Annotated in this window: 22 protein-coding genes; 12 read left to right on the top strand and 10 right to left on the bottom strand. The window is 69.1% G+C overall.

The features are described 5' to 3' along the window. Positions 1–7: 7 nt before the first annotated feature. Positions 8–427, bottom strand: a complete 420-nt coding sequence (locus MJQ72_RS26015; protein ID WP_240593632.1) for an OsmC family protein — start codon at positions 425–427, stop codon at positions 8–10. A 352-nt stretch (positions 428–779) separates the two neighbouring features. Between MJQ72_RS26015 and MJQ72_RS26010 the strand changes: the two genes are divergently transcribed. The 6 genes from MJQ72_RS26010 (at position 780) to MJQ72_RS25985 (ending at position 5,238) form a co-directional block, all read left to right on the top strand. Further along, positions 780–2,369, top strand: coding sequence for an NB-ARC domain-containing protein (locus MJQ72_RS26010; protein WP_240593631.1), 1,590 nt, complete (start codon positions 780–782; stop codon positions 2,367–2,369). 526 nt (positions 2,370–2,895) lie between these two features. Next, complete coding sequence (locus tag MJQ72_RS26005; RefSeq protein ID WP_240593630.1) at positions 2,896–3,087, top strand: hypothetical protein; 192 nt, start codon at positions 2,896–2,898, stop codon at positions 3,085–3,087. A 199-nt stretch (positions 3,088–3,286) separates the two neighbouring features. Then, positions 3,287–3,583, top strand: coding sequence for a hypothetical protein (locus tag MJQ72_RS26000; RefSeq protein WP_240593629.1), 297 nt, complete (start codon positions 3,287–3,289; stop codon positions 3,581–3,583). Positions 3,584–3,674: 91 nt separating this feature from the next. Continuing rightward, entirely contained in the window at positions 3,675–4,325 is a 651-nt protein-coding gene (locus tag MJQ72_RS25995) for a hypothetical protein (RefSeq protein ID WP_240593628.1), read from the top strand. A 95-nt stretch (positions 4,326–4,420) separates the two neighbouring features. Then, the gene (locus tag MJQ72_RS25990) at positions 4,421–4,930 is read left to right on the top strand and encodes a hypothetical protein (RefSeq protein WP_240593627.1); all 510 of its coding nucleotides are present in this window, start codon (positions 4,421–4,423) and stop codon (positions 4,928–4,930) included. A gap of 92 nt (positions 4,931–5,022) precedes the next feature. Continuing rightward, positions 5,023–5,238, top strand: coding sequence for a hypothetical protein (locus MJQ72_RS25985; RefSeq protein WP_240593626.1), 216 nt, complete (start codon positions 5,023–5,025; stop codon positions 5,236–5,238). A 344-nt stretch (positions 5,239–5,582) separates the two neighbouring features. Here the strand turns inward: MJQ72_RS25985 and menE are convergent, their stop codons facing one another. Genes menE through MJQ72_RS25960 form a run of 5 tightly spaced genes read right to left on the bottom strand, consistent with a single transcriptional unit; the run spans position 5,583 to position 10,603 of the window. Further along, entirely contained in the window at positions 5,583–7,025 is a 1,443-nt protein-coding gene (menE, locus tag MJQ72_RS25980; RefSeq protein ID WP_240593625.1) for an o-succinylbenzoate--CoA ligase, read from the bottom strand. A 10-nt stretch (positions 7,026–7,035) separates the two neighbouring features. Continuing rightward, positions 7,036–8,337 (bottom strand): MFS transporter, encoded by a 1,302-nt coding sequence (locus MJQ72_RS25975; RefSeq protein WP_240593624.1) that lies wholly within the window; start codon positions 8,335–8,337, stop codon positions 7,036–7,038. Between the two features lie 16 nt (positions 8,338–8,353). Further along, positions 8,354–8,806: a MaoC family dehydratase gene (locus MJQ72_RS25970; protein ID WP_240593623.1), complete on the bottom strand. Its 453-nt coding sequence runs from the start codon at positions 8,804–8,806 to the stop codon at positions 8,354–8,356. After that, positions 8,803–9,690 (bottom strand): amidohydrolase family protein, encoded by an 888-nt coding sequence (locus tag MJQ72_RS25965; protein ID WP_315860913.1) that lies wholly within the window; start codon positions 9,688–9,690, stop codon positions 8,803–8,805. The genes MJQ72_RS25970 and MJQ72_RS25965 overlap by 4 nt, the downstream gene beginning before the upstream one ends. Before the next feature lie 7 nt (positions 9,691–9,697). After that, positions 9,698–10,603 (bottom strand): SDR family NAD(P)-dependent oxidoreductase, encoded by a 906-nt coding sequence (locus tag MJQ72_RS25960; protein ID WP_240593621.1) that lies wholly within the window; start codon positions 10,601–10,603, stop codon positions 9,698–9,700. 97 nt (positions 10,604–10,700) lie between these two features. Here MJQ72_RS25960 and MJQ72_RS25955 point away from each other — a divergent pair, with 97 nt between their 5' ends. After that, positions 10,701–11,558 (top strand): PaaX family transcriptional regulator C-terminal domain-containing protein, encoded by an 858-nt coding sequence (locus MJQ72_RS25955; RefSeq protein ID WP_240593620.1) that lies wholly within the window; start codon positions 10,701–10,703, stop codon positions 11,556–11,558. Positions 11,559–11,586: 28 nt separating this feature from the next. Here MJQ72_RS25955 and MJQ72_RS25950 read toward each other — a convergent pair whose 3' ends face one another. Continuing rightward, positions 11,587–11,940, bottom strand: a complete 354-nt coding sequence (locus MJQ72_RS25950; protein WP_240593619.1) for a metalloregulator ArsR/SmtB family transcription factor — start codon at positions 11,938–11,940, stop codon at positions 11,587–11,589. A 273-nt stretch (positions 11,941–12,213) separates the two neighbouring features. Here MJQ72_RS25950 and mgtA point away from each other — a divergent pair, with 273 nt between their 5' ends. From mgtA to MJQ72_RS25930, 4 genes are read left to right on the top strand one after another with little or no spacing between them, the layout of a single operon-like run. Next, entirely contained in the window at positions 12,214–14,850 is a 2,637-nt protein-coding gene (gene mgtA, locus MJQ72_RS25945) for a magnesium-translocating P-type ATPase (protein WP_240593618.1), read from the top strand. 38 nt (positions 14,851–14,888) lie between these two features. After that, positions 14,889–15,608: an MgtC/SapB family protein gene (locus MJQ72_RS25940; protein WP_240593617.1), complete on the top strand. Its 720-nt coding sequence runs from the start codon at positions 14,889–14,891 to the stop codon at positions 15,606–15,608. A gap of 2 nt (positions 15,609–15,610) precedes the next feature. Further along, on the top strand, positions 15,611–17,350 hold the full coding sequence (locus MJQ72_RS25935; RefSeq protein ID WP_240593616.1) for an ABC transporter permease subunit: 1,740 nt from the start codon (positions 15,611–15,613) through the stop codon (positions 17,348–17,350). Positions 17,351–17,375: 25 nt separating this feature from the next. Next, entirely contained in the window at positions 17,376–18,695 is a 1,320-nt protein-coding gene (locus tag MJQ72_RS25930; protein WP_240593615.1) for a nitrate/sulfonate/bicarbonate ABC transporter ATP-binding protein, read from the top strand. 502 nt (positions 18,696–19,197) lie between these two features. On the opposite strand, the gene MJQ72_RS25925 is transcribed toward MJQ72_RS25930, so the two are convergent. After that, positions 19,198–20,088, bottom strand: a complete 891-nt coding sequence (locus MJQ72_RS25925) for an NAD(P)-dependent oxidoreductase (RefSeq protein ID WP_240593614.1) — start codon at positions 20,086–20,088, stop codon at positions 19,198–19,200. 107 nt (positions 20,089–20,195) lie between these two features. Between MJQ72_RS25925 and MJQ72_RS25920 the strand changes: the two genes are divergently transcribed. After that, positions 20,196–23,429, top strand: coding sequence for a BTAD domain-containing putative transcriptional regulator (locus tag MJQ72_RS25920; protein ID WP_240593613.1), 3,234 nt, complete (start codon positions 20,196–20,198; stop codon positions 23,427–23,429). 395 nt (positions 23,430–23,824) lie between these two features. On the opposite strand, the gene MJQ72_RS25915 is transcribed toward MJQ72_RS25920, so the two are convergent. Both MJQ72_RS25915 and MJQ72_RS25910 read right to left on the bottom strand, forming a co-directional pair. After that, positions 23,825–25,075 (bottom strand): hypothetical protein, encoded by a 1,251-nt coding sequence (locus tag MJQ72_RS25915; RefSeq protein WP_240593612.1) that lies wholly within the window; start codon positions 25,073–25,075, stop codon positions 23,825–23,827. Further along, positions 25,072–25,656 (bottom strand): RNA polymerase sigma factor, encoded by a 585-nt coding sequence (locus tag MJQ72_RS25910; RefSeq protein ID WP_240593611.1) that lies wholly within the window; start codon positions 25,654–25,656, stop codon positions 25,072–25,074. The genes MJQ72_RS25915 and MJQ72_RS25910 overlap by 4 nt, the downstream gene beginning before the upstream one ends. Positions 25,657–25,667: the final 11 nt, after the last annotated feature.

Raw genomic sequence — 25,667 nt, 5'->3', positions numbered from 1 at the left:
AGTCGGTTCAGACCGACGGCGTCCAGTGCTGTTCGAATACGACGTCGACGGCGTTCTTGATCGAGTTGTGAACGATGCACGCGCGCTCCGCTTTCAGCAGAGGCTTCGCCAATTGGTCCTGAAACCGTTGCGGCGCGGACACTGCGACGAGGATCCGTGCGAACCGGCTCGGTGCCGTCTCCAGCGATCCGATGACACGCACGTTCACCTGCGTCAGGTCAAGCGAGCTTTCCTCGGCCTTCACGATGCCGATGAGGGTGCTCAAAAAGCAGCCGCCGAGCGCGAGCAACAGCAGCTCTCCGCCCATGGGTCCCTTGTCAGTTCCGCCTTTTTCCGCCGGTCGGTCGACAGTTATGTCGTGGGTCCGGGCGTGCCCGGAGATGACGGTGTCGACCAACGGTTCGAGTGTCACGCTGAGTTCGGCCACAGCAGTTTCCGCTCCTGTTCCACCGGTGTGGTTGTCGGAGCCAGCTTTGCCGGAACGACACCTCGCGGTGGCCGGTCGTGGACGATCCTGGACGGCCGAAAATCCGGGATGGGAAATCCCTTGACAGCAGGTGAGCCCGGCACAGTAACCTGGAACAGTCGTTCCAGGTTGATTCTCGGTGAAGAGACAGCCGTCGACCGGCCGGGCCGGTGCCGTCCCACGCCGAGGTCGTTCAAAGGGGGGATGAGCACCGCGACTGACGCCTGCGCGGTGCTGACAACAGGGGGAGGCGCCTATGTCGAATACGATGACACCAGGGAAACCGCGCACGCTCGATGAGTTCACCGCGGCCTTGCGGTCGCTGAAACTCGCAGCCGGTAGCCCGTCCATCACCGAGATCACGCGGCGGATCCATCGGACGTGGCAGCACGCCGGCCGACCACGCAGCGAGTGGCCTGCCCGATCCACCGTGGGCAACTGTTTTCTGACCGGACGGCGCCGGCCGAACGTCGACCTGGTGTTGGCGGTCGTGGAAACGCTGGTGGACAGCGACGTCGCGGTGGTCGCCCAATGGCGGCATGCCCTGCACGCCGTGCTGGGAGAGGCCGACGCGGACGGCTGCGTGTCCGTGTCCGGGCGGCTTCCCGCCGACGTGCCCGAGTTCGCCGGACGCGCGGACCTGTTGGGCCGGGCCGCCTCCATGCTCGACGATAGGTGCCGCACCCTGATCTTCGAAGGCATGCCAGGGATCGGCAAAACAGCCGCAGCGATCCATTTCGGCCATGCCCTGCGACGCCGCCAGCTTGTCGACGACGTAGTACTCCACGTCGACCTGGCCGGTGACGACCCCCACGGCCGTCCGGTCGCCGCCGAGGCAGTGCTGGAGTCGTTCCTGCGCCTGCTCGGCGTCCCCGACGATCAGGTACCGCCAGGCCTGGAGACCCGCGTCACGCTGTACCAGCGCAAGCTCCGCGGTGTCCGCGCGCTCGTCGTGCTGGACAACGCGGCAAGCGACAACCAGGTGACACCCCTGCTGCCGCCGCCGACCTGCACCGCGCTGATCACGACCCGCAACAAGCTCACCGAGATCCCCGGCACGAACCGCCTGGCCGTGGGCGTCCTTTCTCCCAACGAGGCCCTGCAGCTCCTTCGCAGCACCGCTCGCCCGCGGCGAGTCGACGTGCACCAGGACACCGCGCGCAAGATCGCCGCGCTACTCGGCCATCATCCACTCGCGTTGTCGATCATCGGCAGGCACCTGCACGACCATTTGAACTGGACCCTCGCCGACTACCTCGAACCCTTGACCACCTTGGCGATGGAAGGCGGCCTCCGAGCCGCCCTGGCGATGTCCGACAGGGGTCTTCCCGCGGAATCCCAGCGACTACTGCGTCTGCTGGCCATGCATCCAGGGCACGACTTCGACGCCTCCGCGGCCGCCGCGACGGCCAACGTGACCGTCACCGCCGCTCAGCACTATCTCGACACGCTGCTCTCCGCGCACCTGCTCGAGCCCCGGGGAAACAAGCGCTACGGCATGCACGATCTGGTCCGCGCGTACGCGAACGAGCGGGCTCGCATCGACCAGCCGATCAGCTGCCGAACCAAAGCACTCACCCGCCTGGTCGACCATTACCGGCACACCGCCACGGCCGCGATGGCGCAGATCGCCCCGGAGAAGACCATCCTCGGCGGACGTGGCGACTACGCGCGCACCCAGAATTTCGTCACCTCCGAACAAGCACGGACCTGGCTCGCCACGGAGCAAACCAATCTCTGTGCGATCGAAACACTCACCAAAACGATGTCAAGACAGCAGAAATCACGTATGTCTGACAGCGAAAACCACAGCGCCGGCTTCCTTTCCCGGAGCACACAACGCCATACCCCAGCCGCCGTTCACCACAGGATCAGTGACAAGGAGAGAGAACTGGTCCTGTAGCGATGAGTGCGGCCGCCTGACCCGGCGAGGGCAGGCGGCGAAGACGGTGCGGACGACGGCGTCCAGTTCGCAGCCGTCGTGCGGGTCGACCTCGAAGCCGGAGTGTGTCGCGCGGAGCTGGTAGGGCGGACCGCCGATCTCGAGGCCGATCGTCGCTGCGGGGCGGACCTCACCCGGGCGCCGAGCAAGGCGGGAACGGTGAGCGCGATCGGGGAAAGCTCGGCGCTGCTGGCTGAGGTCTGCTGGTCGCCGAGGCCGCGCCGCCGGAACTGCGTGAACAGACGTTGGCGTTGTCGGCGACCGCGTCCTTAACCGGGCAGTTCGTGTCCCCGCTGCTGCTCGGGCCGCTGATCGCCGCCAGCACGAGCACCACAGGTTTCCTCGCCGCAGTTGTCCTACTCGCCCTCCTGGCCACCAGAGCCTCGCCCTCCGGCTCGGAAGGCGATTGACGTGACTGTGTCGCCGGGTCTCCTGAACCATGCGGGCTGTGATCGACCTGTTGCTCCTTACAGGAGCTGCCGGGGAAATGCACCGCCCAGAACCGGCCGCCGCGCAGCCGGACGAACATCTCCGCGCCATCGTCGTCAGCCGGCGCCTGTTGACACAACAGGACCCGGCCACCGCGGCATATCTCGCCGCGCAGTCCCTCGATCAGCTGGAGATCCTCGGGGGCGAGCTGGCCAGATCGAGCAGCCGTTCTTCCCCGGCTCTGCTGTAACGCACCAACGTCGACATCGGCGCCTCCCTGCGACGACCTCCCAGGATACGACCGGGGTCTGACAAGTTAGTTCGCTGAAGAATCCACGATCGCGATCACGTCGTTCACCTGTACGGCAAGCGGGTGATTCTTTTGCGGCGTCCGGGTAGGGCGGCGGCGCGTCGCACGACGCCGGCTTCGCCGATCACGATGCACTGGCGTGCACACGTACTCCGACGAGCCGGAGAGGAATTCGCGGATGCCGACGCCGTACCGCCGGTCCGAGACAGGTCTGCCCTGCTACCGCCCGGGCGCCGCGCCCCCGTTTCTGCGAACGACGAACCAGCTCGAGGACATGGGGCTGTGCTCGACGGGCCGGACCGCTGCGTTCGTCGACTCGCAATACGGCCCGGCGGCGCTTTTCCTGCTCACCGAAACCGACCTGCTCCCCGGCACCACCTGGCCACCGATCATGTCGGCCGAACAGACGTCGGTACGTCCCTCGGCCTCAGGGTGACCCTCCGCATCGCGCACGTGCAGGACGGCTGCCGCAGGAGCAAGTTTCCACGAGCGGCCAACGCCCTGGATCCGCATCAGAAGGAGAGTTGATGGACAACGCCCGAGCCCGGCACCAGGACTACACCGCCGAACGCGACCGGTTGCTCGCGCTGTGGGAGCGCAGCGTGGCAGGCTCAGGCGGGCCGCTGGCCGGAGCGATCCTTGACCCGGCGCCGCTGCCGACAGGCTGGTGCGGTCAGGTGCAACTCGTGCCGGGCGAACACCACATCGGTGACGTTCGCGACGCAGAGGACTTCATCGCCGCGACCTACGGACTGCAGCGCGGAGCGGTGGTGGTCGAAGACAGCCGGACCGGGACCGCAGACACGGCTTTCGTGTGGGCCTTCCACACCGTGTCCGCCGCGGACCACCACCGCCACACCCCCATGACTACCCTCGACGTCCACGGCCGCGCGGACGCTCCCGCCTCCACGGTCGCGGAGTCGGGGGAACTCAAGCACCTCGCGGATTGGGCCGGCAAGCACCGCTTCGTTTGGGACCAAGTACGGGCCGGTGAACACCGGCACGTCGACGTCGACCGCGTGGTACACCGGCTGCAGCGGCTGCGCGGCGGCATCCTCGACCTCCTGCCCCGCACCGCGCCCGGCCAAGTCCGCGCCGTGCTCGAGGACGCCGGGGTGACCCGCGAGCACCTCCCCGATGACCTCGCCGACCTCGCCGGATTGCCGCCGCTGCGGTGATCGTGCTCTTTCGCCTTCCGTGAGACCGAACAACGAAACTGTCGTACCGGTGTGTGATCGTGTACTCGCTCGTTGTTCGCAGGGGAGGGAGCAGGATGTCGTCACGTCGTCCAACGCCGGAGCAGGAGGTCGCGGTCGCGGCGTTCCGCCGCGGCGACGACTTGGTACTACAGGCCGGCGCCGGGACAGGGAAGACGACCACGCTGACGATGCTGGGCAACGCCACCCGCTGGCAAGGCCGGTATCTGGAGTTCAACAAGTCGATCGCGGCCGAGACCGAGCGAAAGTTCGGCGGCAACGTCCGCTGCGCGACCGCGCACAAGCTGGCCTTCAACGTCGTCGGCCGCCAGTTCGTAGAACGGCTGGACCGGCCGAGGATGAGCACGGTGAAGCTGGCGCAACTCCTGGGGATCACGATGGAGGTCACCATCGGCGCCCGGGAGCTGAAAGCCGGTGACGTTGTGCTCGATCGCGCGGGAAACGGTGCAGCAGTTCTGCTATTCCGCCGACGACGTCCTGGCCCGCCGGCACGTGCGCTGGCAGAAAGGCATCGCCAGCGAGCACGAGCACGATCAGCTCGTCGACCTCGTGCTGCCGGTCGCTGAACAGATGTGGACCACTTCGCCGGAGGCTACGCGACCTCGTCGACCGGATCCTGCCCGAGGCCCTGGCCACGACCACCGGCGACGCGATCCTGGTGTTCGTCCCGAAACAGGAATGGCGGCCCGGCTTCGTCGCGGACCTGACCATGCGCACCCGTCGCCACCTCGAGGAAGACAACCTCCGCCATGCCGATCAGCTCCAGCTCCGGGTACTGCTCAACATCGGCATGGTCGACATCAAGGCACGAGCCTTCTCCAGCGCCCTGGCCATCGACCTGCAGGTAGCTGGTCGGCGGGTAGTTCCACCCTGAGCTGGGTGATGTCGGCCAGTGTGCCGAGTGGCTGTCTTGGGGCCTTGGCCAAGTCGAGCGCCAGGTGGGGCTGGGCGTCCAGCAGATCGATGTCCGTTTCGTCGAGTGGACGTTGCTCCGCCTTATCGGCCTCGTCGAGTCGGCGGCGAGGTCGGCGTACTTGTCCGGCCGGTCTCGGTCGTTGTTCCTGATCTGGCAGAGGTAGTACGCGGCTTCGTTGCGGACGCATCCGACGACCGCAGCCCGCTTTGGGGCTATACCACCGCGTACCAAGTCGACCGATGGAACGCCGGCCGGTTCTCCGGGCGCGTGGTGCTTGCCCGTCCCCTTCGGAGTCCGATGAGTCAGTACCGTGCTCGCAGTTCGGATTTCCGCACTTTCCCGGACGCGGTCCTCGGCAACCGCTCGACGAACTCGAACCGCGCGGGCACCTTGTATTTCGCCAGCCTGCCCAGCAGGAAGTCGCGCAGATCCCCGGCGCTGACGTCACCGGAAGGGACGACGAAGGCGTAGCCGACCTCGCCCCATTTCTTGTCAGGGACACCGATCACGGCCGTCTCGGTCACCGCCGGATGCTCGAAGAGGGCGTTCTCCACCTCGGCCGGGTACACGTTCTCCCCGCCGGAGATGAACATGTCCTTGAGCCGGTCGACTATCCGGTAATGCCCATCCTCGTCGACGGTGGCGAGGTCGCCGGTGCGGAACCAGCCGTCCTCGGTGAACGCCGCCGCCGTCGCGGCTCGGTTTCGCCAGTAGCCGGGCGACACATTCGGTCCCTTCACCTGGATCTCGCCGGTTCCGGGCGTGTCCAGCCGGACGTCGGCGAAGAACACCGGCACGCCCGCCGAGCCTGCCCGGCCGCGGCTTTCCCGAGCCTCCAGGAACGTCACTCCCGGCGCGGTCTCGGTCATCCCGTACCCCTGGCAGAAAACGAGGCCGCGACGCTGATACGTCCGTACCAGCTCCTCCGGTACCGACGCGCCGCCGCACAGCAGGCTGCGTACCGACGACAGGTCGGCCGTCGGCCATCGAGGGGAGGCCGCGAGCGCCGCGTACATCGTCGTCACGCCGAACATCCAGGTCACTCGGTGCCGCTCGATCAGGTCGAAGCAGCCGTCGACGTCCCACGACGGGGTGAGGAGGGCACAGCCGCCCTTGATCAGCGTCGGCAGCAAGGTCTGTGCGAGCGCGGCGATGTGGAAGAGCGGCGCGGTGACGAGCGCGACCTCGTCGCCCGCGACGTCGACCCCGATCAGCAGGTTGAAGGTGTTCCAAAGCAGATTGGCGTGGGTGAGCGTCGCGCCCTTCGGCCGCCCCGTCGTGCCGGAGGTGTAGAGGATCAGTGCGACGTCGTCGGGAGCCACCGTCACGGCGGCCGGTTCCACACCGCTTTCGGTGAGCCAGGCTTCGTAGTCGTCCAGCGCGACGGTTCGAACAGTGAGATTCTCCGGAATGTCCCGGGGCGCGTGGATCAGCACCGTGGCACCGGAATCGGTGAGGACATGCTCGACCTCCGGCGCGGACAGCCGGAAGTTGATCGGGACGAAGATCGCCCCGAGCGAGGTCGTCGCGAAGAGGGTCTCGACGAACGACGGGTGGTTCGGGCCGAGGTACGCCACCCGGTCTCCTTGCCGCACGCCCGCGGCGTTGAGCCGTGACGCGAGCTTCGCGATCCGCTGGGACAGCTGGGCGTAGGTCGTCGGCTCGTCCTCGAAGAGCAGCGCGGTCCGGCCGGGCGAGATCCGCGCACGGCGGGCGGGCCAGCCGCCGATTCCCTCGTCGCACATCCATGCTCTCCTAATCGGCGGTTCGGACGGAGGGGCGATTTTCGGCCAAGTCTCGCCGGTTCGTTTCCTTCAGCGCCAGCACGCAACCGACCGACAGCAGGCAGAACGCCGCGATCGTCCAGGAGACCGCCGTCGTCGAGGCTCCGCCGGACGCGCGCTGGAACTCCGCGAACAGCACCGGCGCGAAGCCCGCGCCGAGTCCGGCGAGCTGATAGCCGAGTGAGGCTCCCGTGTACCGGTTCTCCGTGGCGAACAGTTCGGTGTAGAGAGCGGCCAGTGGCCCGTACATCATGGGGTGAAGCACGCCTTGCCCCACGACGAGCGCCACGAGCAGCAACGCCCCGTTCCCGCTGTCGACGAGCGGGAACAGCAGGAATCCGTAAACCGCTGTCACCAGCGCGCCGATCATCACGATCGGCCGCCTGCCGAACCGGTCCGAGGCCGCCGACCAGCCGACGATCCCGAAGACCGCGCAGGCGGACGAAACGGTGAGCGCGTTGAGCACCGCTTGCCGTCCATGGCCCGCTTGAACGCCGTATGCGAGCACGAAAGTGGTCAACGTCGCCTGCACGACGAACGCCGCGAGACCGACTCCGACGCCCAGCGAAAGCGTCTTCGGCTGGTCACGCAGCACGGCCACGAGCGGGAAGCGCCGGCGTGGCGCCGTGGTCTTCGCGGCAAGGAACACCGGGGTCTCCTCGACCCTGGAGCGGACGAACAACCCGATCGCGAGCAGCACCACGCTGAGCAGGAACGGCACACGCCAGCCCCAATCGAGGAACGCGGCCTCCCCGGTGACGGCCACCGTCGTCGTCATCGCGAGAGTGGACACGACCATCCCGCTGGGCGCTCCCGCGTTCGCGAAACTCGCCCACAGACCACGCCGTGTGGTGGCGTGCTCCGCCGACATCAGGACCGCTCCGCCCCATTCGCCGCCGACCGAGACGCCTTGCAGCACCCGCAGCAGGATCAGCCCGAGCGGTGCGGCCGCGCCGATCTGGCCGTAGGTCGGCAAAAGCCCGATGAGGAAGCTGGAGACGCCCATCAGCGTCATGGTCATCACGAGCATCCGCTTGCGGCCGAGCCTGTCGCCGAAATGGCCGAAGAGCACGCCACCCAGCGGCCGCGCGAGGTATCCGGTGGCGAACGTGCCGAAGCTGGCCACCGTGGCGAGCGCGGGATCCAGATTGGAGAAGAAGACCTTGTTGAACACCACAGCGGACGCCGTGGCGTAGAGCAGGAAGTCGTAGTACTCGATCAGGCTGCCGAGATAGCTCGAAGCGACCGCTCGGCGGAGCTGGACGTTGCCCATGGCCTTCTCCTCCTCGTCAGGCGTAATGCCGGTAGACGGCCCGCGCGACGCAGGCCGGTTTGGCGGAGCCGTCGAGTTCGATCGTGAAGTCGAGCACCATCTGCACGCCGTCGGCGATGTCGACGACTTCGGCGACCTTCCCCGCGAGGCGGATCTTGCCGCCGGCCGGGACGGGACTGGGGAAACGCACCCTTTCCAACCCGTAGTTCACGCTCATCCGCACGCCCGTGATCTGAAGCAGGCTGGAGAAAAGCGGGATCAGGAGGGAAAGGGTCAGGTATCCGTGCGCGATGGTTCCACCGAACGGTCCGACGGCGGCGCGTTCGGGGTCGACGTGGATCCATTGGTGATCGTCGGTCGCGTCGGCGAACCGGTCGATGCGTTCCTGGGTGATCTCCACCCAGTCGCCATGGCCGAGGTCCGCGCCGGCGAGCGCCTTGATCTCTTCGATGCCGTTCGCGTGCGTCATGGTTTCTCCTGATCGCCTTTGACGAGACCCAGCAGCCTCGCCGCGTTGTCCTTGAGGATCTTCGGGCGGACTTCGGGTTTGATCTCCAGTTCGGCGAAGTCGGCGAGCCAGCGGTCCGGGGCGATCACCGGGTAGTCGGAACCGAACAGGACCTTGTCCTTCAACAGGGTGTTGGCGTAGCGCACCAGTTGCGGCGGGAAGTACTTCGGCGACCAGCCGGACAGGTCGATGTGGACGTACGGCTTGTGCGTCGCGACCGCCAACGCCTCGTCCTGCCAGGGGAACGACGGATGCGCGAGGATGATCCGGAGCTCGGGGAAGTCCACCGCGACGTCGTCGACCAGCATGGGATTCGAATACTTGAGCCGGATCCCGCCGCCGCCGGGAACACCGGCGCCGATGCCGGTCTGTCCGGTGTGGAAGAGCGCGGGCACCTCGAGTTCTTCGATGACCTCGTACAGCGGATACGCCATCGGATCGTTCGGAGCGAAGTCCTGGATGCTCGGATGGAATTTGAAGCCGCGGACGCCGTGCTCTTCGACCAGCCTGCGTGCTTCGCGGACGCCGGCCTTGCCCTTCCACGGGTCGACGCTCGCGAAGGGGATGAGCACGTCCCCGTGTTCGGAGCAGCTCTCGGCGACCTCCTCGTTCGCGATCCGCGGATGGCCGGTGGCGTGTTCGGCATCGACGGTGAACACGACCGCGGCCATGTCGCGCTCCCGGTAGTACGCCGCCGTTTCCGCGATGGACGGCTGCCGGTGCCCGTGTGCCTTGAAGTACTTTTCCGAGGCTCCGAACAGAGCCGGGCTCAGCGAACCGTGCCCGTCCTTGGAGATTTCGGCGTGGGTGTGCACGTCGATCGCGACCACCGCGTCGATGTCGATGGGCATGTCACGGTCCTTTCGGCGCCGGGATCCCGAAAGTCTCGGGCGCCGCGCCGACCCCACCCGGCCATTCGGCCGCGATTCCGCCGGCGGTCCAGCCGCCGTCGGCGAAGGCGACGGCCTTCTCCCGCGGATGCGCCCAGAGGGTGAGCCGGTCACCGCCGATGCCGATCGCCTGGCCGGTGACGCCCTTCGCTTCGTCCGAAGCCAGGAAAACGACGAGCGACGCGGCGTCCTCGGCCGTCCCCAGCCCTTCGTCCCGGCGGAGCCAAGGCGGGAACGGCTTTCCGGCGCGTTCGGCCTCGTCGATCGCCGGGGCGAAGGCCGGGATGGTGCGGGTCATTTCGGTCGCGGCGACCGGGACGACGGCGTTGACCAGGATTTCCGCCTTGGCCAGTTCCATCGCCCAGGTGCGCGCCATCGCGGCGATCCCGGCCTTCGCGGCGGCGTAGTTGGTCTGCCCGAAATTGCCCCGTTGCCCCGCGGGGGACGAAACGAGGATCAGCCTGCCGCCTTCTCCCTGTTCCCTCATCCGCACGGCGGCCGCCCGCGCGCAGGTGAAGGTGCCGCGAAGGTGGACGCGGACGACGTCGTCGAAGTCCTCGTCCGACATCTTCCACAGCACCCGGTCGCGCAGGATGCCCGCGTTGGTGACCATCACATCGAGCCGGCCGAACTCCTCGATCGCGGTGCGGACCAGCCGGTCGGCGACCTCCGCGCCACCCACGGGCGCGATCACGGGAACGGCACGCCCGCCCGCCGCCGCGATCGTCGCGACGGTTTCACCGGCCGCCGCCTCGTCCACGTCGTTGACCACGACGGCCGCACCCGCGGCGGCGAGAGCTTCGGCGTAGGCGCGCCCCAGCCCGCGGCCACCGCCGGTGACCACCGTGACCTTGCCCGACAAGTCCATGGAGCCGTCCTCTCGTCGTCCGTTGCGAGCCCAAAGTAGGTCAGAATTGAAACCGCCGTCAACAATCTGCCCAACATCATCGGTTAAGCTGCTCTCCGTGACCGAAGACGACACCGCGCCCGGCCCGGCCCATCGGCCGCAATCCTTGATGCTCAACTTCCTGGGGCTGTACGTGCTCGGGCGCGACACCGCCGTCTACTCCGGCAGCGTGATCGACGTGTTCGCCAGGGTGGGCGTCTCGGAGGAGGCGGTGCGCTCCACGCTGACCCGGATGGTCGGCCGCGGGCTGCTGACGAGGCAGCGTCACGGCCGCCGGGTCTACTTTGGACTGACGGCCCGCGCGACCGAGGTGCTGGAGGACGGCCGGCGGCGGATCTGGGACACCGGTGCGGTCAATCGCGACTGGGACGGCACCTGGACACTCGTCGGCTACTCGCTGCCCGACAGCAGGCGCAGTGAGCGGCACGATTTGCGCAGTCAGCTCGTCTGGGCAGGTTTCGGGTTGCTGCAGAACGGTTTGTGGATCGCGCCGGGCACGCGGGACGTCACCGCGATCGCCGGTCCGCTCGGCCTGCTCGACCACGTCACGGTGTTCACCGCGCAGGAGGCCAAGCCGACCGAATCAGCGGACCTGGTCCGCAAGGCCTTCGACATCGACGAGATCTCCGCCCGGTACCACGCCTTCCTCGACCGGTGGGACGTGCCGAGTCCCCTCCCGTCGGCGCCGGACGACCTCGCGCGCCGCCTGCTGTTGCACACCGACTGGCTTCAGGCCGTCCGCCAGGATCCCCATCTCCCCGCCGAACATCTTCCCCCGGACTGGCCAGCCATCCGCGCGGAACAGGTTTTCGCGGCACTCGACGGACGGATTCGGGACGCGTCGACGAGGCTGGCGGAAGAGACGCTCGATGTCGTGGATGCTGAGGACGGTGACTCTCCGCAGCCTCGTTCTTGATCGGCAGGAGGAGGGGCGGTGCTGCGCGTCAAGCGCTGCGGGATCGTCGTCGGCGCGACGGCGCTCGCAGGTCGGTGTGGTGCTGGACCGTGAGGTGGACGATGTCGAGGACATGGGGGTCGTCGACGAGGTAGATCTGCCGCTTGCCTTCACGGCGTGAACGGACGAGCCCGGCGAGTTTGAGCTTGCTCAGATGCTGGCTGGTGGTGGCGACGGTTTGCCCGGTTTCGGTGGCGAGCGTGCCGACGTCGCGTTCGCCGGAGGCCAGCAGCCACATGATGTGCAGGCGGACGGTGGCCGAGAGCAGCCCGAAGGTCGCCGCGGCGTCTTGGAGGACGTCAGGCGGCAGGGGCTCGGTCTGCGGGGGATGGGCGGCGGGCACGGGGTCATCCTCTCAGGTGGCCCTCCCAGCGTGACGTAGGACAAACACTTGCACAAGTGTTTGACTGTTCCGGGGGTGTGCGCTTGACTGGTTTCAGGCTCACGACGTGAGGTGCGGAGGGAGGTGAGCCGGGTGACCGGCGAAGGAAGTAGTAGTCGCAGTCACGCGGACTCCCGGCCGTACGCCGCCGGGCCGGGGTAGGCCCGTGCCGTCCGCGTGGCAGCTGTCGCTGTGGTTTCCGCAGCACCGGCCTCCACGGACAGGACTTTTCGGATGACTTCACTTCCCGTGTCGCGGACGCGACGCGGTCCCGGCTCGGGCGATGACGCGATGCTGCGTGAACTCGCCCTGGCTCCCGTTCTCACGGTGTTCCAGCGGCTGGGCGGCTCGCCGAAAGGGCTGACCGAATCCGAAGCTGAGAGCCGCCTGCGTGCCCTGGGCGAGAACCGGACGCGTGACGTCGTCGATTCCGGCGCCAGGCGGGTCGCGGCGGCGGTGTCCAGCCCGTTCGTCGCGTTGCTGACGGGTCTCGGTGTGGTTTTCGTGGTCGTGGGTGATCTGCGCGGGGCGGTCACGGTCGGCGTGATGGTGGCGCTGAGTGTGGCGCTGCGGTTCTGGCAGTACACCCGGTCCGATCGGGCGGTGCGGGCACTGCGCCGTGGGGTGAGGACGACGGTGACCGTCCGGCGCCGTGCCGGCGACGGCTATCCGGCGCTCGAACGTGAAATTCCGCCGGAGGATCTGGTGCCGGGCGACGTCGTGTTACTGGGCCCGGGTGACCTCGTACCCGCCGACCTGCGGGTGGTCGCCGCTTCCGGATTGCTCGTGGACCAATCCGCGTTGTCGGGTGAAGCCCTGCCGGTCTCCAAGCGGCTGCCGCCCGCCGGCGGGCCCCCGCGTCGGCACGAACCGGAACTGGTCGACATGCCGTCCCTGTGTTTCGCCGGGACCTCGGTGCTCGGCGGAACCGCGACGGCGGTGGTGGTCTCGACCGGAGCCGGCACCTATTCCGGTGCTGTCGCGGCGGAGCTTTCCGGTCGGCGTCCGGAGTCGAGTTTCGATCGGGGAGTGCGCGCGGTCGGCTGGACCTTGATCCGGTTCATGCTGGTGATGGTGCCGATCGTGCTGGTGGTCAACGGCACGGTGACCGGCGACTGGGCGCAGGCGGGGATGTTCGCGGCGGCGGTGGCGGTCGGGCTGACCCCGGAGATGCTCCCGGTGATCGTCACGACGAATCTGGCGCGGGGCGCGATGCTGCTGTCGCGGCGGAAGGTGATCGTCAAGCGGCTCAACGCGATCCAGGACCTGGCAGCGATGGACGTGCTCTGCGTGGACAAGACCGGCACGCTGACCGAGGACCGGGTCGCCTATGCGCACAGTGTCGATCCGGGTGGCCGGCCCGACGGTGAGGCGGCCGAGTACGCCTATCTCGCCGTGCACTTCCAGGACCGGGTCCGCGACCGGCTCGACGAGGCGATCGTGGCGCAGCTGGCGGATGACGACGACGACCTGGTGACCGAAGCCTTGTTCGCCAAGGCCGACGAGATCGGGTTCGACCATGTCCGGCGGCGGGCGACGGTGATCGTGCGCCGGGCGGGTGAGGACATCCTGATCACCAAAGGGGATCCCGACGAGATCCTGCCGCGATGCACGCACGCACGCCAGGCAGGCGACGTCGTCGAACTGACGCCGACGGCCCGGACGGACGCGGACGATCTGGTGCGGGCCTACGGCGAGCACGGGATGCGGATCCTGGCCGTCGCCGCGCGGAAGTATCCGGCGCGGCTCGGTGACTACGGCGAAGAGGACGAAACCGACCTCGTGCTCGTCGGGTTCGTCGGCTTCGTCGACCCGGTCCGCGACAGCGCCGCGTCCGCGGTGCGGGAGCTGAACGCCCACGGCGTGGCGGTCAAGATCCTCACCGGGGACAACGGCCACGTCGCGGCGCAGGTCGCCACCGAAGCCGGTGTCCCGGTGGGTGAGGTCGTGCTCGGCAGCCAGATCGACGCCGCCGACGACACCGACCTCCGTTCGCTGGTCCGGCGCACGACCGTGTTCGCGAAAGCCGGTCCGGGGCACAAGGCCCGGATCGTGACCGCGCTGCGCGAGGACGGGCACGCGGTCGGGTTCATCGGCGACGGGGTCAACGACGTGACCGCGCTGCGCACCGCCGACGTCGGCGTCGCCCCGGACACCGCGACCGACGTCGCCAAGGAAGCGGCCGATCTGGTCCTGCTCGAGAAGGACCTGGGCGTGCTCGCCCGCGGCGTCGTCGAGGGCAGGCGGACGCTGGGCAACACCCTGAAATACGTCAACATCACGGCGAGTTCCAATTTCGGCAACGTGCTCACCGTGCTGGTGGCCGGCGCGTTCCTGCCGTTCCTGCCGATCCTGCCCGTCCAGCTGATGGTGGCGAACCTGCTCTACGACGCCGCGCAACTCTCGCTCGCGTGGGACCGGGTCGATGACGGCTATCTGCGTTCGCCCCGGCGGTGGGACGCGCGGGGCCTGACCCGGTTCATGCTGGTGTTCGGGCCGCTGAGCTCACTGTTCGACCTGTCGACGTTCGCGGTGCTGTGGTGGGTGTTCGACACCGGTGGCGATCCCGCGACCTTCCAGACCGGCTGGTTCGTGGAAAGCCTGGTGACCCAGCTGTTCGTCGTTCTCCTCCTCCGCGGCCGCCTGTCGCCGAGGCGGGGCTCGCGACCGGCGCGGCCGGTGCTGGTCGCGGCCGCCGTCGCGGGGATCACAGGGCTGCTGATGCCGCTGTCGCCTTTGGCGGAAGCGCTCCGGATGCAGCCACTTCCCTCGGGGTACTCGGTGTGGCTGCTCGTCGTGCTGGTGGGTTACGGGTTGTCCGCCCAGCTGGCCAAGAGAGCTTACGGTCGCGGCCGCCCGGCCTGGTGGTAACCGAACTTTTCCAAGCACACAAGCGAAAGCGAGCGCAGATGACGACTGCGGAGATGCTGCTGCGCCTGGGCGGCGGCGTAGGACTGGGAACCGTGATCGGTTTCGAACGCCAATACCGGGCCCGGATGGCCGGCTTGCGGACCAACGCGCTGGTCGCCGCCGGGGCGACCTTGTTCGTCCTGCTCTCGGCGCACGGGTTCACCGGGGAGAGCGCGGACCCCACCCGGGTCGCGGCACAGATCGTGTCCGGTATCGGCTTCCTCGGTGCCGGCGTCATTCTGCGGGAGGGCCTGACCGTGCGCGGATTGAACACGGCGGCGACCCTGTGGTGTTCCGCGGCCGTCGGATCCCTTGCGGGAGCGGGACTCTACGTCGTCGCGCTGTCCGGGACCGTGGCCGTGGTGGCGGTGAACGTCGCGCTGCGGCCCCTGGGGAGAGCGGTCGACCGGCGGCCGGACACCGGCACGGAAACCCCTACCTCCTACACGTTTCTCGCGGTGACGAAGGACGATGCCGAGGCGCATGTCCGCGCGCTGCTGGTGCAGGCCCTGGCGCGTACCGACTTCGCGCTGCGGTCGATCACCAGCACCAATCTCGACCTGGGCGGCCGGGTCGAGGTGCGGGCGGAGCTGCAGGCCGATCACCGCGACGACAAGCAGATGGAGTCGGCCGTGAGCCGGCTGTCCCTGGAACCGTCGGTGACCAGTGTGCGCTGGGAAACCGAACTGTCCTATCGCGACAGTGACGAAGAGAGCTGAACATGTCCCTGCTGCGTACCTTTCCCACCCGCGGGGTGGTGGACCGGCCACGGCGTGGCGCCGCCGATGTCGTCGTCTTCCTCGGGGCGGCCGTCCTGCTGTGGCTTCTCGTGACGCTCGCCCACGGGATGACCGTCCCGTGGGACGAGGTGACCGCGCCGTCCACAGTGTCCACCGACCCGGCCGAACTTCCTTATTACGCGGCACGTTCGCTGTTGCGGATGTTCGCCGCGCTCGCACTGTCGATCGTCTTCACCTTCGTCTACGCCACGGCCGCGGCGAGGTCGCGGCGGGCGGAGAAGGTGATGCTGCCGCTGCTGGACATCCTGCAGTCGGTGCCGATCCTGGGATTCCTGTCGGTCACGATCACCGGCTTCATCGCCCTGTTCCCCGGTTCCCAGCTGGGCCTGGAATGCGCGTCGATCTTCGCGATCTTCACCTCCCAGGCGTGGAACATGACCTTCGCGTTCTACCACTCGCTCGTCTCCCAGCCACGTGATCTCGACGAGGCGTCCCGGTCGCTGCGCTTGTCGCGCTGGCAACGATTCTGGCGCGTCGACGTTCCCGGCGGGATGATCCCGCTGGTCTGGAACGGCATGATGAGCTTCGGCGGCGGATGGTTCTTCCTGGTCGCCTCGGAGGCGCTCAGCGTGAACAACCACGACTGGGCACTGCCGGGGATCGGCGCCTACGTGGCCACCGCGACCGACGCGGGCGAGCTGGACAAGGTCCTGCTCGCGATCGTGGCCATGATCATCATGGTGGTCGGCGTGAACGTGCTGTTCTGGCGGCCGCTCACCGCGTGGGCCGAGCGATTCCGGGTGGAGGACTCCGAAGCGGCTGAAGCACCTCGCAGCATCGCCTTGCAGGTGCTGCGCCGATCCCGTATCCCCGCCCTGCTCGGCCGGGTCCTCGGCAAGCTGGTGTTCCCGTTCGACCGGATGATGGCCGTGTTCGGGCTGGCCGAACACCCGCTGCGGACCTCGCCTGTCCGGCGCCGCACCGGGGACGTGGTCTTCGCAGTGATCGTGCTGGGGCTGCTCGCGTACGGCCTGGCGCGGATGACGGGCTTCATCGCCGGCACCAGCGGCTTCGGCGAGGTCGGCCACGCGCTGCTGCTCGGGCTGATCACCTTCGGCCGCGTGATCGCGCTGGTGGTCGTCGCCACGCTGGTCTGGGTGCCGGTCGGCGTGTGGATCGGGCTGAATCCCCGGGTTTCCCGCCTCGCGCAACCGATCGTGCAGGTACTCGCCAGCTTCCCGGCCAACTTCCTGTTCCCTCTGATCACCGGGGTGCTCGTCGCCACCGGCATCAGCCTGAACTGGGGTGGGATCCTGCTGATGAGCCTCGGCGCGCAGTGGTACATCCTGTTCAACGTCATCGCCGGGGCCAGCGCCATCCCCAACGACCTGCGGGAAGCGTCGGCGAACCTGCGGCTCCCGCGCGCGCTGTGGTGGCGCAAACTGATCCTGCCCGCCGTCTTCCCCAGCTATGTCACCGGTGGGATCACCGCGGCCGGGGGAGCGTGGAACGCCTCCATCGTCGCCGAAATCGTCTCCTACGGCGGCACCACACTCACCGCCACCGGGCTCGGTGCCTACATCGCCGGCGCCACCAGCGCCGGTGACGCCGGCCGGATCCTCATCGGCGTCACCGTGATGAGCCTCTACGTCGTCGGCCTCAACCGCCTGTTCTGGCGGCCTCTCTACGCCCTCGCCGAACGCCGCTTTTCCCTGTCCTGAACGACTTCCCACCGGAGGAATCGCTTTGTCCAGCACAACCGTCACCGACGGCGAAATCCTCGTCGGCGTCGACTCGGTGTCCAAGAGCTTCACCGGTGCCGCCGGTGACGAACTCCGCGTCCTCGACGACATCACACTCGACCTGCGCGCGGGCGAGATCGTCGCCCTGCTCGGCCGCTCCGGCTCCGGCAAATCGACGTTGCTGCGCACCATCGCCGGGCTGATCGGCCCGACCACCGGCGTGGTGCGCTACCGCGGCGCCGAACTCACCGGCGCCAATCCCGGCACCGCGATGGTCTTCCAATCCTTCGCCCTGATGCCCTGGCTCACCGTGCAGGACAACGTCGAACTCGGCCTCGCCGCACGAGGAGTGCCGCCCGCGCAGCGGCGGGAACGCGCGCTGAAAGCCATCGACCTCATCGGACTCGACGGTTTCGAATCCGCCTATCCCAAGGAACTCTCCGGAGGGATGCGCCAGCGCGTCGGCTTCGCCAGAGCACTGGTACTCGAACCCGACCTGCTGCTGATGGACGAACCGTTCTCCGCGCTCGACGTCCTCACCGCGGAAAACCTCCGCACCGAGCTGATGGCGCTGTGGGCCGGGCAGGATTTCCCGACCAAGTCGATCTGCGTCGTCACCCACAACATCGAGGAAGCCGTCCTGCTGGCCGACCGGGTCATCGTGCTCGGCGCCGGCCCCGGACACATCCGCGCCGAGGTCCCGGTCGATCTCGCCCGGCCCCGCGACCGGCGTGCTCCCGGCTTCGCCGCGCTCGTCGACCGGCTCTACGACCTGCTCACCGGCCGTGAGCCCGACCGCGACGTGCCCGAACCGACTCAGGCCACGCCCACCGCCCGGCCGCTGCCCGCCGCGTCGGTCGGTGGCCTCGCGGGGCTCGTCGAGATCGTCCACGCCCAGGGCGGCCGCGTCGACCTGCCCGACATCGCCGCGGAACTCAACTTCGAGGTCGACGATCTCCTGCCGCTGGTCGACGCCGCCGCGCTGCTCGATCTGCTGTTCGTCGCCGGGGCGGATCTGAACCTGACACCCATCGGGGAGGCCTTCACCACCGCGGACATCCAGCAGAGCAAGAAGATCTTCGCCGAACAGGCCCGGCACCGTGCCCCCTTGGTCCGCACCATCCATCGCGGCCTCGCCGCCGGTGCCGACGGCACCCTCCGCGCCGGGTTCTTCCTCGACCTCCTCCGGCGCGGCTTCTCCGCCGAGGACGCCCAGCGACAGCTCGACACCGCGATCGACTGGGGCCGCTACGCCGAACTGTTCGACTACGACACCGACACCGACCAGCTCACTCTCGATCCCGCCCATCGGCACCGGTCATGACCGACCCGGCGCCTGCCGCGAACCGGCAGGCGCCGATCACGGTGCGCCGCCATGCCCGATGAGATCTGCAGCCGTTGTCTTAGGGCCCGCTCGGACGCGGGTTTCAGCCGGCGCGAACGGCTGCTGCGTCGGACAGGCGGAACTGCGGGACGCGAGCGTCGCCCGGCCGGAGCGGTCCGCCCCTGGCGAGGAGGCGGCGTGCGGCGACGTGATCGACCGGACCGATTCGAGCCGTCTGCGGCCTCCGTCGCCGGTCGGGAAGGAGGCGTACTCGCCGATCGCGGAGATCGACGGGTCCGGGGTACGCAGCATGGTGTCGACTTCCACCCCGTCGCCGACCGGCCCGCCACAGGTTTCCTCTGGGCGGGCCGGGCACCTTTCACGGGTCGGACGGCCGCGGCGGATCAGTGCGGGGCGGAGATGCCCTGCCCGAGTCCGCCGTCGACGGTCAGTCTGGCGCCGGCGACCACGGCCTAATTGCCCGTGTATTTCCCCGTCGGCATCAGAGCGCCGCCTTCCTGGCCAGGTCGATCAGACCCGGCAGATCGTGGCCGGTGCCGCGGTGGCCGATGAGGTCACGGAGCGGGACGAGCAGGTGGGAGAGCAGTTCGCCGTCGACGCCCTGGCCGGTGCTGGCCTCGGCGATGTTGGCGATGGCGACCGCCTGCATGCTTTCCGGGGACACGGGGTCTTCGGCTTCTCGGACGGCGTCGTTCTGCTCGGCGAGCGCGGGCAGTCCGATGGTCATGGCGGTGAGCCAGGGGATGAGCAGTGACGAGGTGAATTCCGGCAGATCGGCTCGCTCGGTGGCGATGAGGGCGAGCGCGTGCCGGGCTCCAGCGGCCTGTCCGTACATCGCGCTGAGCAGGGCGAGGTCGTAAAGCGACGCCAGTCCGGCATCGGTGCCGAGGTACCGGCTGTCGCCGAGGCGGCCGAGCATGTCCTGGTGGTGGTCGAAGGCGGGCTGGGATCCGCTGTAGAGCACGAGAGCCTCTGGGCGGCCGATCATCGGTGGCACGGCCATGATGCCGCCGTCGAGGTACTCGGCGCCGTGCCCGGCCGCCCAGACCGCGGTCTCGCGGGCCTGGTTCGGAGTGCCGTTGCTCAGGTTCACCACGAGGCGACCGGAAAGGGCATCGGCGGCGGTGGCGAGCACATCGCGCGTGACCTCGTAGTCGAGCAGGCAGACGATGACCACCGGGCTGGCGGTGACCGCTTCGGTGATCGAGTCCGCTCGCACGGCTCCGTCGGCGACGAGGGTGTCGGCTTTGGCGGCGGACCGGTTCCACACGGTCGTCCGATGGCCTGCCTTCAGCAACGCCGCCGCGAGCGCCTTGCCCATGGCGCCGAGTCCGACGACCGTCACCGGGTCGAGGGCATCTTGCTCACTCACGAAAACTCCATTCGGTTCAGCGGGGTTCTTCCGATCCGCAGCCTCAGGTGAGCCGCGCTTGGTCCGGTCAAGGTCTGGTCTAGGTCCGGCAGGGTTACTGTGGTGACGTGCGTTTCGGGGTGCTCGGTCCGCTTGAGGTGTGGACGGCGGACGGGACACCGGTAACGATCCGCGAATCGAAGGTCCGTGCCCTGCTCGCCGACCTGCTGGCCAACGACGGCCGCCTGGTGACGGCCGACCGGCTCATCGCGGACCTGTGGGGCGACGCGCTGCCCGGCAACCCCGCCAACACGCTGCAGACCAGGGTGTGGCAGCTGCGGCGGGCGCTCGCGGAGGCCGAGCCGGGCGGCCGGGAGCTGGTGGTGTCGCGCCGTCCTGGGTATTTGCTGCGTGTCGGCCCGGAAGCGCTGGACATGCACCGGTTCCAGGCTCTGCTCGCCCACGCGCGGACAGTTCGCGATCCGGCGGCACGGGCGGCGGTCCTGTCGGAGGCGCTGGGTTTGTGGCGGGGACGGGCATTCGCCGGTTTCGAGGACACCGACTTCGCCCGGCCCCTCGCGCAACGCCTGGAGGAACAACGGCTGTACGCGATCGAGGAACAGGCCGAGGCGAGGCTGGACGCTGACGATCGTGACGGCGCCGCGGTGGCGAGCGAGCTGGGTGACCTCGTGGCGGCGCACCCGCTACGAGAACGGTTACGGGCGGCGCAGATGCGCGCGCTCTACCTCGCCGGTCGCCAGAGCGAGGCGCTGGCCGGCTATCACATCCTGCGACGGCAGCTGGCCGACGAACTCGGGGTGGATCCCAGCCCCGAGCTGGCCGACCTGCACCAGGCGATTTTGGCGCAGGCGCCCACTTTGGGCCCCGCGGCTGCCCCGGCGGCGAACCTGACGAGACCGCGGACGAACCTTCCGGCTCCGCTGACGCCCTTGATCGGCCGCGCGGAAGCCCTGCCGACGGTGCGGTCGATGCTGGACTCCGGTCGGCTGGTGACCCTCACCGGCCCGGGAGGAGTCGGCAAGACCCGGCTGGCGGTGGAGACCGCCCGGCAGCTGGCAGACGCCTTCCCGGACGGCACCTGGCTGGTCGAACTGAGCGCACTGGACCGAGCCGAGGACGGCGACCCCGGTACCGCGGTGGTCGATCTGGTGGCGAGGGTCCTCGATCTTCGCGACGACACCCCGGCGGGTCCCTTGCCCACGGGTGGGCGGGTCCCGCTGATCGAACGGCTCACAGCATCGCTGCGTACCCGGCGATCGCTACTGGTCCTCGACAACTGCGAGCACGTCGTCGACGCGGTCGCAGACCTGGCCGGACGGCTGCTGGCGGCCGCGCCAGGGCTGCACATCCTGGCGACCAGCAGGGAGCCGCTGGCCATCGAAGGAGAGCTCCTCCAGCCCGTGCCTCCGCTGGAGCTACCCGAGCCCGGCACACCGCCGTCCGTCCTGCGGCGGTCCAGCGCCGTCGAGTTGTTCGTGGCCCGCGCCTCCGCCGCCGCACCGGGCTTCGAGCTGAACGCGGGCAACGCCGACGCCGTCGCCGTCGTCTGCCGTCACCTCGACGGCATCCCCCTCGCCATCGAGCTGGCCGCCACTCGGGTGCGGGCACTGGACGTGCGGGAACTCGCCACGCGGCTGAACGACCGGTTCCGCTTGCTGACCGGCGGACGGCGTGGCGGGCCGGCCCGCCACCGGACCCTAGAGGCGATGATCGATTGGAGCTGGCAGCTGCTGACCCAGGCGGAACGGATCGTGTTGCGCCGCCTGGCCGTCCACGCCGGCAGCTGCTCTCTCGCCGCCGCCGAAACCTTGTGCGCCGGAGACGGCGTGCGACCGGACGACGTCCTGGACCTGCTGGCCAGGTTGGTCGATCGGTCGCTGGTCGTCGTGGTCGACACCCCTTCGGGAGCCAGGTACCGGTTGCTCGAATCGATCGCGGCGTACTGCCGGGAACGCCTCGAAGAAGCCGGCGAAACGGCGCGAATGCGGCGCGGACACGCCCGGCACTACACGGAGCTGGCCGAACAAGCCGAACCGCACCTGCGCGGCGGTGCGCAGAGGCAGTGGCTGGCATCGCTCGACGCCGAGACCGCCAACCTCCGCCGCGCGCTCGACAGCCTCGTGGACGACGGCGACGTCGCGCTCGGCCTACGGCTGGTCGGCGCTCTGGGGTGGTACTGGTTCCTCCGCGGCAGGCTCGGCGAAGCCCGCCGAGCGTTCGAACTCGTCCTGGGGCTCGACAGCGACTCGGACCGCGGCGCCGCCGGCGCCGTCGCTCAGGTATGGCACGCGGGAATCTCCCTGATGATCCGGGACACCGGCACACCGGCGCCAGTACCCGAGGAGATGCGACGGCTGTGCGGCGGAATCGACGACCCGGTCACCCGGGCCAGAATGGAATGGTTCCTCGGGTTCGCGCAGGCGGGTTTCGGCGCCCCGGCCGCCAGCGAGGGCTTGGCCGACCGGTCGCTGTCGGCCTTCCGGGCCACCGAGGACCGGTGGGGGATCGCGGCCGTGTCGACCACGCGGGCGGCACTCGCGCTCGCCCGGGGTGATCTCGGCGTGGCCGAACGGCTCGGCGCGGAAAGTCTGGCCGTCTTCGACGAACTCGGTGACGACTGGGGCCATCTCAAGGCCGGCCAGGTTCTCGCCGTGCTGGCCGAAATCATCGGTGACTACGGCTCGGCGGCCCGGCTGCACCGCGACGGGCTGCGCACCGCCGAGGAGCTCGGCCTGCGGACCGAAGCCGCGTGGGAACTGTCCGGGCTCGGCCGGATCGCCCTGCTCGACGGCGACTACGCCGCGGCCGACCACTGGCATCACCGGTCGATGCGGCTCGCCATCGAGCAGTCGCACCATCGGGGTATCCAGTACGCCGAGGTCGGTCTCGGTCTCGGTGCCCGACGGCAGGGCAGGCTCGACGCGGCGGAGAAGCACCTGCGGAACTGGCTCGACTGGTGCCGCCGTTGGGACGGCGACGCCGGCGTTGCACTCATCCTCGCCGAGCTCGGCTTCATCGCCGAGCAACGCGGTGACACCGCGAAGGCGCTCGCCCTGCACCTGGACGGTTTCCGCGCCGCCCGCTCCACAGCGGACCCGCGCGCGATCGCACTCGCGCTGGAAGGCCTGGCCGGTGCGGAAGCCCTCGCCGGGCGCCACGGCCATGCCGCGCATCTGCTGGGCATGGCCGCCGTGCTGAGACGATCCGCGGGCGCGCCCTTGCCTCCTGCCGAACGAGGTGACGTCGAGCGGATCACGGCAGCCATTCGGCAAGCGCTGGGAGAGCGCGATTTCGCCGCCGCGTTCGAGCACGGCAACAAGACGACCCTCGAGAACCTGTGACATTCACGGTCGTCAATCCGATGACGCGACCGTCCACTTCGGTCACTCGGGCCTGCGGATCGAAGATGTGCGATCGGGCCGTGGCCGTCATGTCCGTCGGCGAAGACGGCGATGCGATCGCCGAGATGCACCGGATTCGAGGTGACGCGCAGCGAACGGCGCGAACTCGGCACGGTCGAGCGGGTCGCGGCCGTCAAACTCCCCGGCCGGGCCAGCTGACGGTCACCAGGTCACGGCCGGACTAGCCGAGATCCGGTGGCAGCGTGGCGGCGACGTTGTAGACGACGTTGCCGCACACCACGACGGCGAGGCATTGGGTATCGCGGTCGCCGCGGGGACGACGATCCCGCCCGTCACCCACGATCAAGACCTTTGTCGGCGAGCCGGCGGCCCGGCTACAGAGTCCTGTCGAGCACGACGGTGCCGTGGGCATCACGCGCTTGAATGCGAACCCCTTGCGGGAACGGATCGTTCACCTCTTTCGGAACGAAGACCACGAAGGTCCCGTCGACCACAGCGGTTGTCGAGGTCAGTCCGGCGCCGAAGTCACAGGTCACCGTGACCGCCGTCGCCGGCAGCCGGGTCCCGGCGAACGGTGTCCGGGCGTTGCTCCGGTCGCCGCCGTCTTCGACACCGCCCAGGGGCTGCATCGGGATCGTCCGGGGCTGCTCCGGCGGGAGCTCGAAATGGTCTTGGTAGACCCGCATCTTCAGCCTGCCGGGTCGCCGTGGGTCCGGGACGGTCGTGCACGCCAGGCTCCGGTCGCCCGAACGACCGAGAACGACCCGATAGCCGTCCTGCTCAAGCAGCGCGCCCGGCCGGTAGCCCGCCGCGTCGGCGACGGCGTCCGCCGCGCCGGACAGACATTCGCCCAGCGCATGTCCCGCGGGCGAGGTCCGGTCGGCCGGGGGGACCGGGCGGTCGACGGCCGAAAGCAGTGGCGCCGGAGCCGGCGGCAGGCTCGTGGTCGTCGCTCCGACGGGTTCGTAGACGGACAGTCGTGTCTTCGCGGGGGCGGTCCAGGTGAACGAGACGAACTGATGTGTCAGGGGCGAGGCTTCCACGGTGTCCCCGCCGCCGGAATCCTCGGCCTGGAACGCGAGACCCGCACCCGGCCAGGCCGGGTCGAGGACCCCGCCGATCAGTCCGGTCGAGCTTTGCAGGAGCAGTCCGGTGCGGGTGCCGGGCGCATAGGCGGGGGCGGCGTTCGGGTCGGACAAGGTCACGGTGCTCGGCGTCGTCTCGCAGAACATCGGCTTTCCCGCCGCCGTCGCGGCGACGACCGAAACGTCCAGCATGACGTCCGTGAAGTGGGGAACCCATTCCTCGCGCGGGGCGACTCGGTCCGTCTTCCCCGCGGCCCGCACCGCGGCCCAGCAGCGGTCGAGCGACGACGTCGCCAGCCCGACGTCCAGGGTGAGCCCGCCGGCGGCCGGTTCGGGGCCGGGCTCCGTGCCCTGCTGACGAAGTGACTGAGTCGCGGCGGCGACACCGGACGCGACGAGAACGACCGCCGCCGCGGCGGCGTACCAGATGCGAGCCGTCCGCCGCGGCTTCGCGATCCCCTCGCGGACGGCCGATCGCATCCGGGCGCGGACGTCGTCCGGCATCGCCTGGCGAGGCGGGTACACGGGTTCGCCGCTCATTTCTCCTCCAGCAAGGTACGAAGCCGGGCTCGTCCCCGGGAAAGATGGGCGCGGACGGTGACTTCGGCGATGCCCAGCAATTCCGCGGCGTCGGCGATGCTCACCTCCGCGGCCAGGCACAGTTCGACGACTTCGCGTTGCGATTTCGGCAGCGACCGGACGGCTTCGGCGACTCGCCCCAGCCGGCGCTGGCCGTCGATCTTCTCGGCCACCGAATCGGCGTGGTCGGATACGGCGGGCTGGGCGGGGAGCTTCCCGAGCAGCCGCAGCCGGCGGCGAGCACCGCGGTGCTCGTCACGGGCGACATTGGCCGCGACCGTGTAGAGCCACGGCAGGGCGCTGTCCCGCACCAGGGTCACCTCGGCCCGTCGCCGCCAGGCGATGAGGAACGTCGTGGACGCCAGGTCCTCGGCGCTGCTCCACGAACCGGTCAGGCGATACGTGTAGTTCCACAGGGCCTCGGCGTGCCGCTCGAACAGCTCACCGAACGCTCCTTCGTCGCCGCCGGCCGCGCGGGCCCACAGTTCCCGGTCACCGGTCTGCTCCACCGGTACCCCCACCCCGATCGCAAGACTGCTCACACCCTGGTTGT

It is taken from the genome of Amycolatopsis sp. EV170708-02-1 (assembly GCF_022479115.1).
GTDB lineage: Bacteria > Actinomycetota > Actinomycetes > Mycobacteriales > Pseudonocardiaceae > Amycolatopsis.
This window is presented reverse-complemented; position numbering and strand designations above follow the sequence as displayed.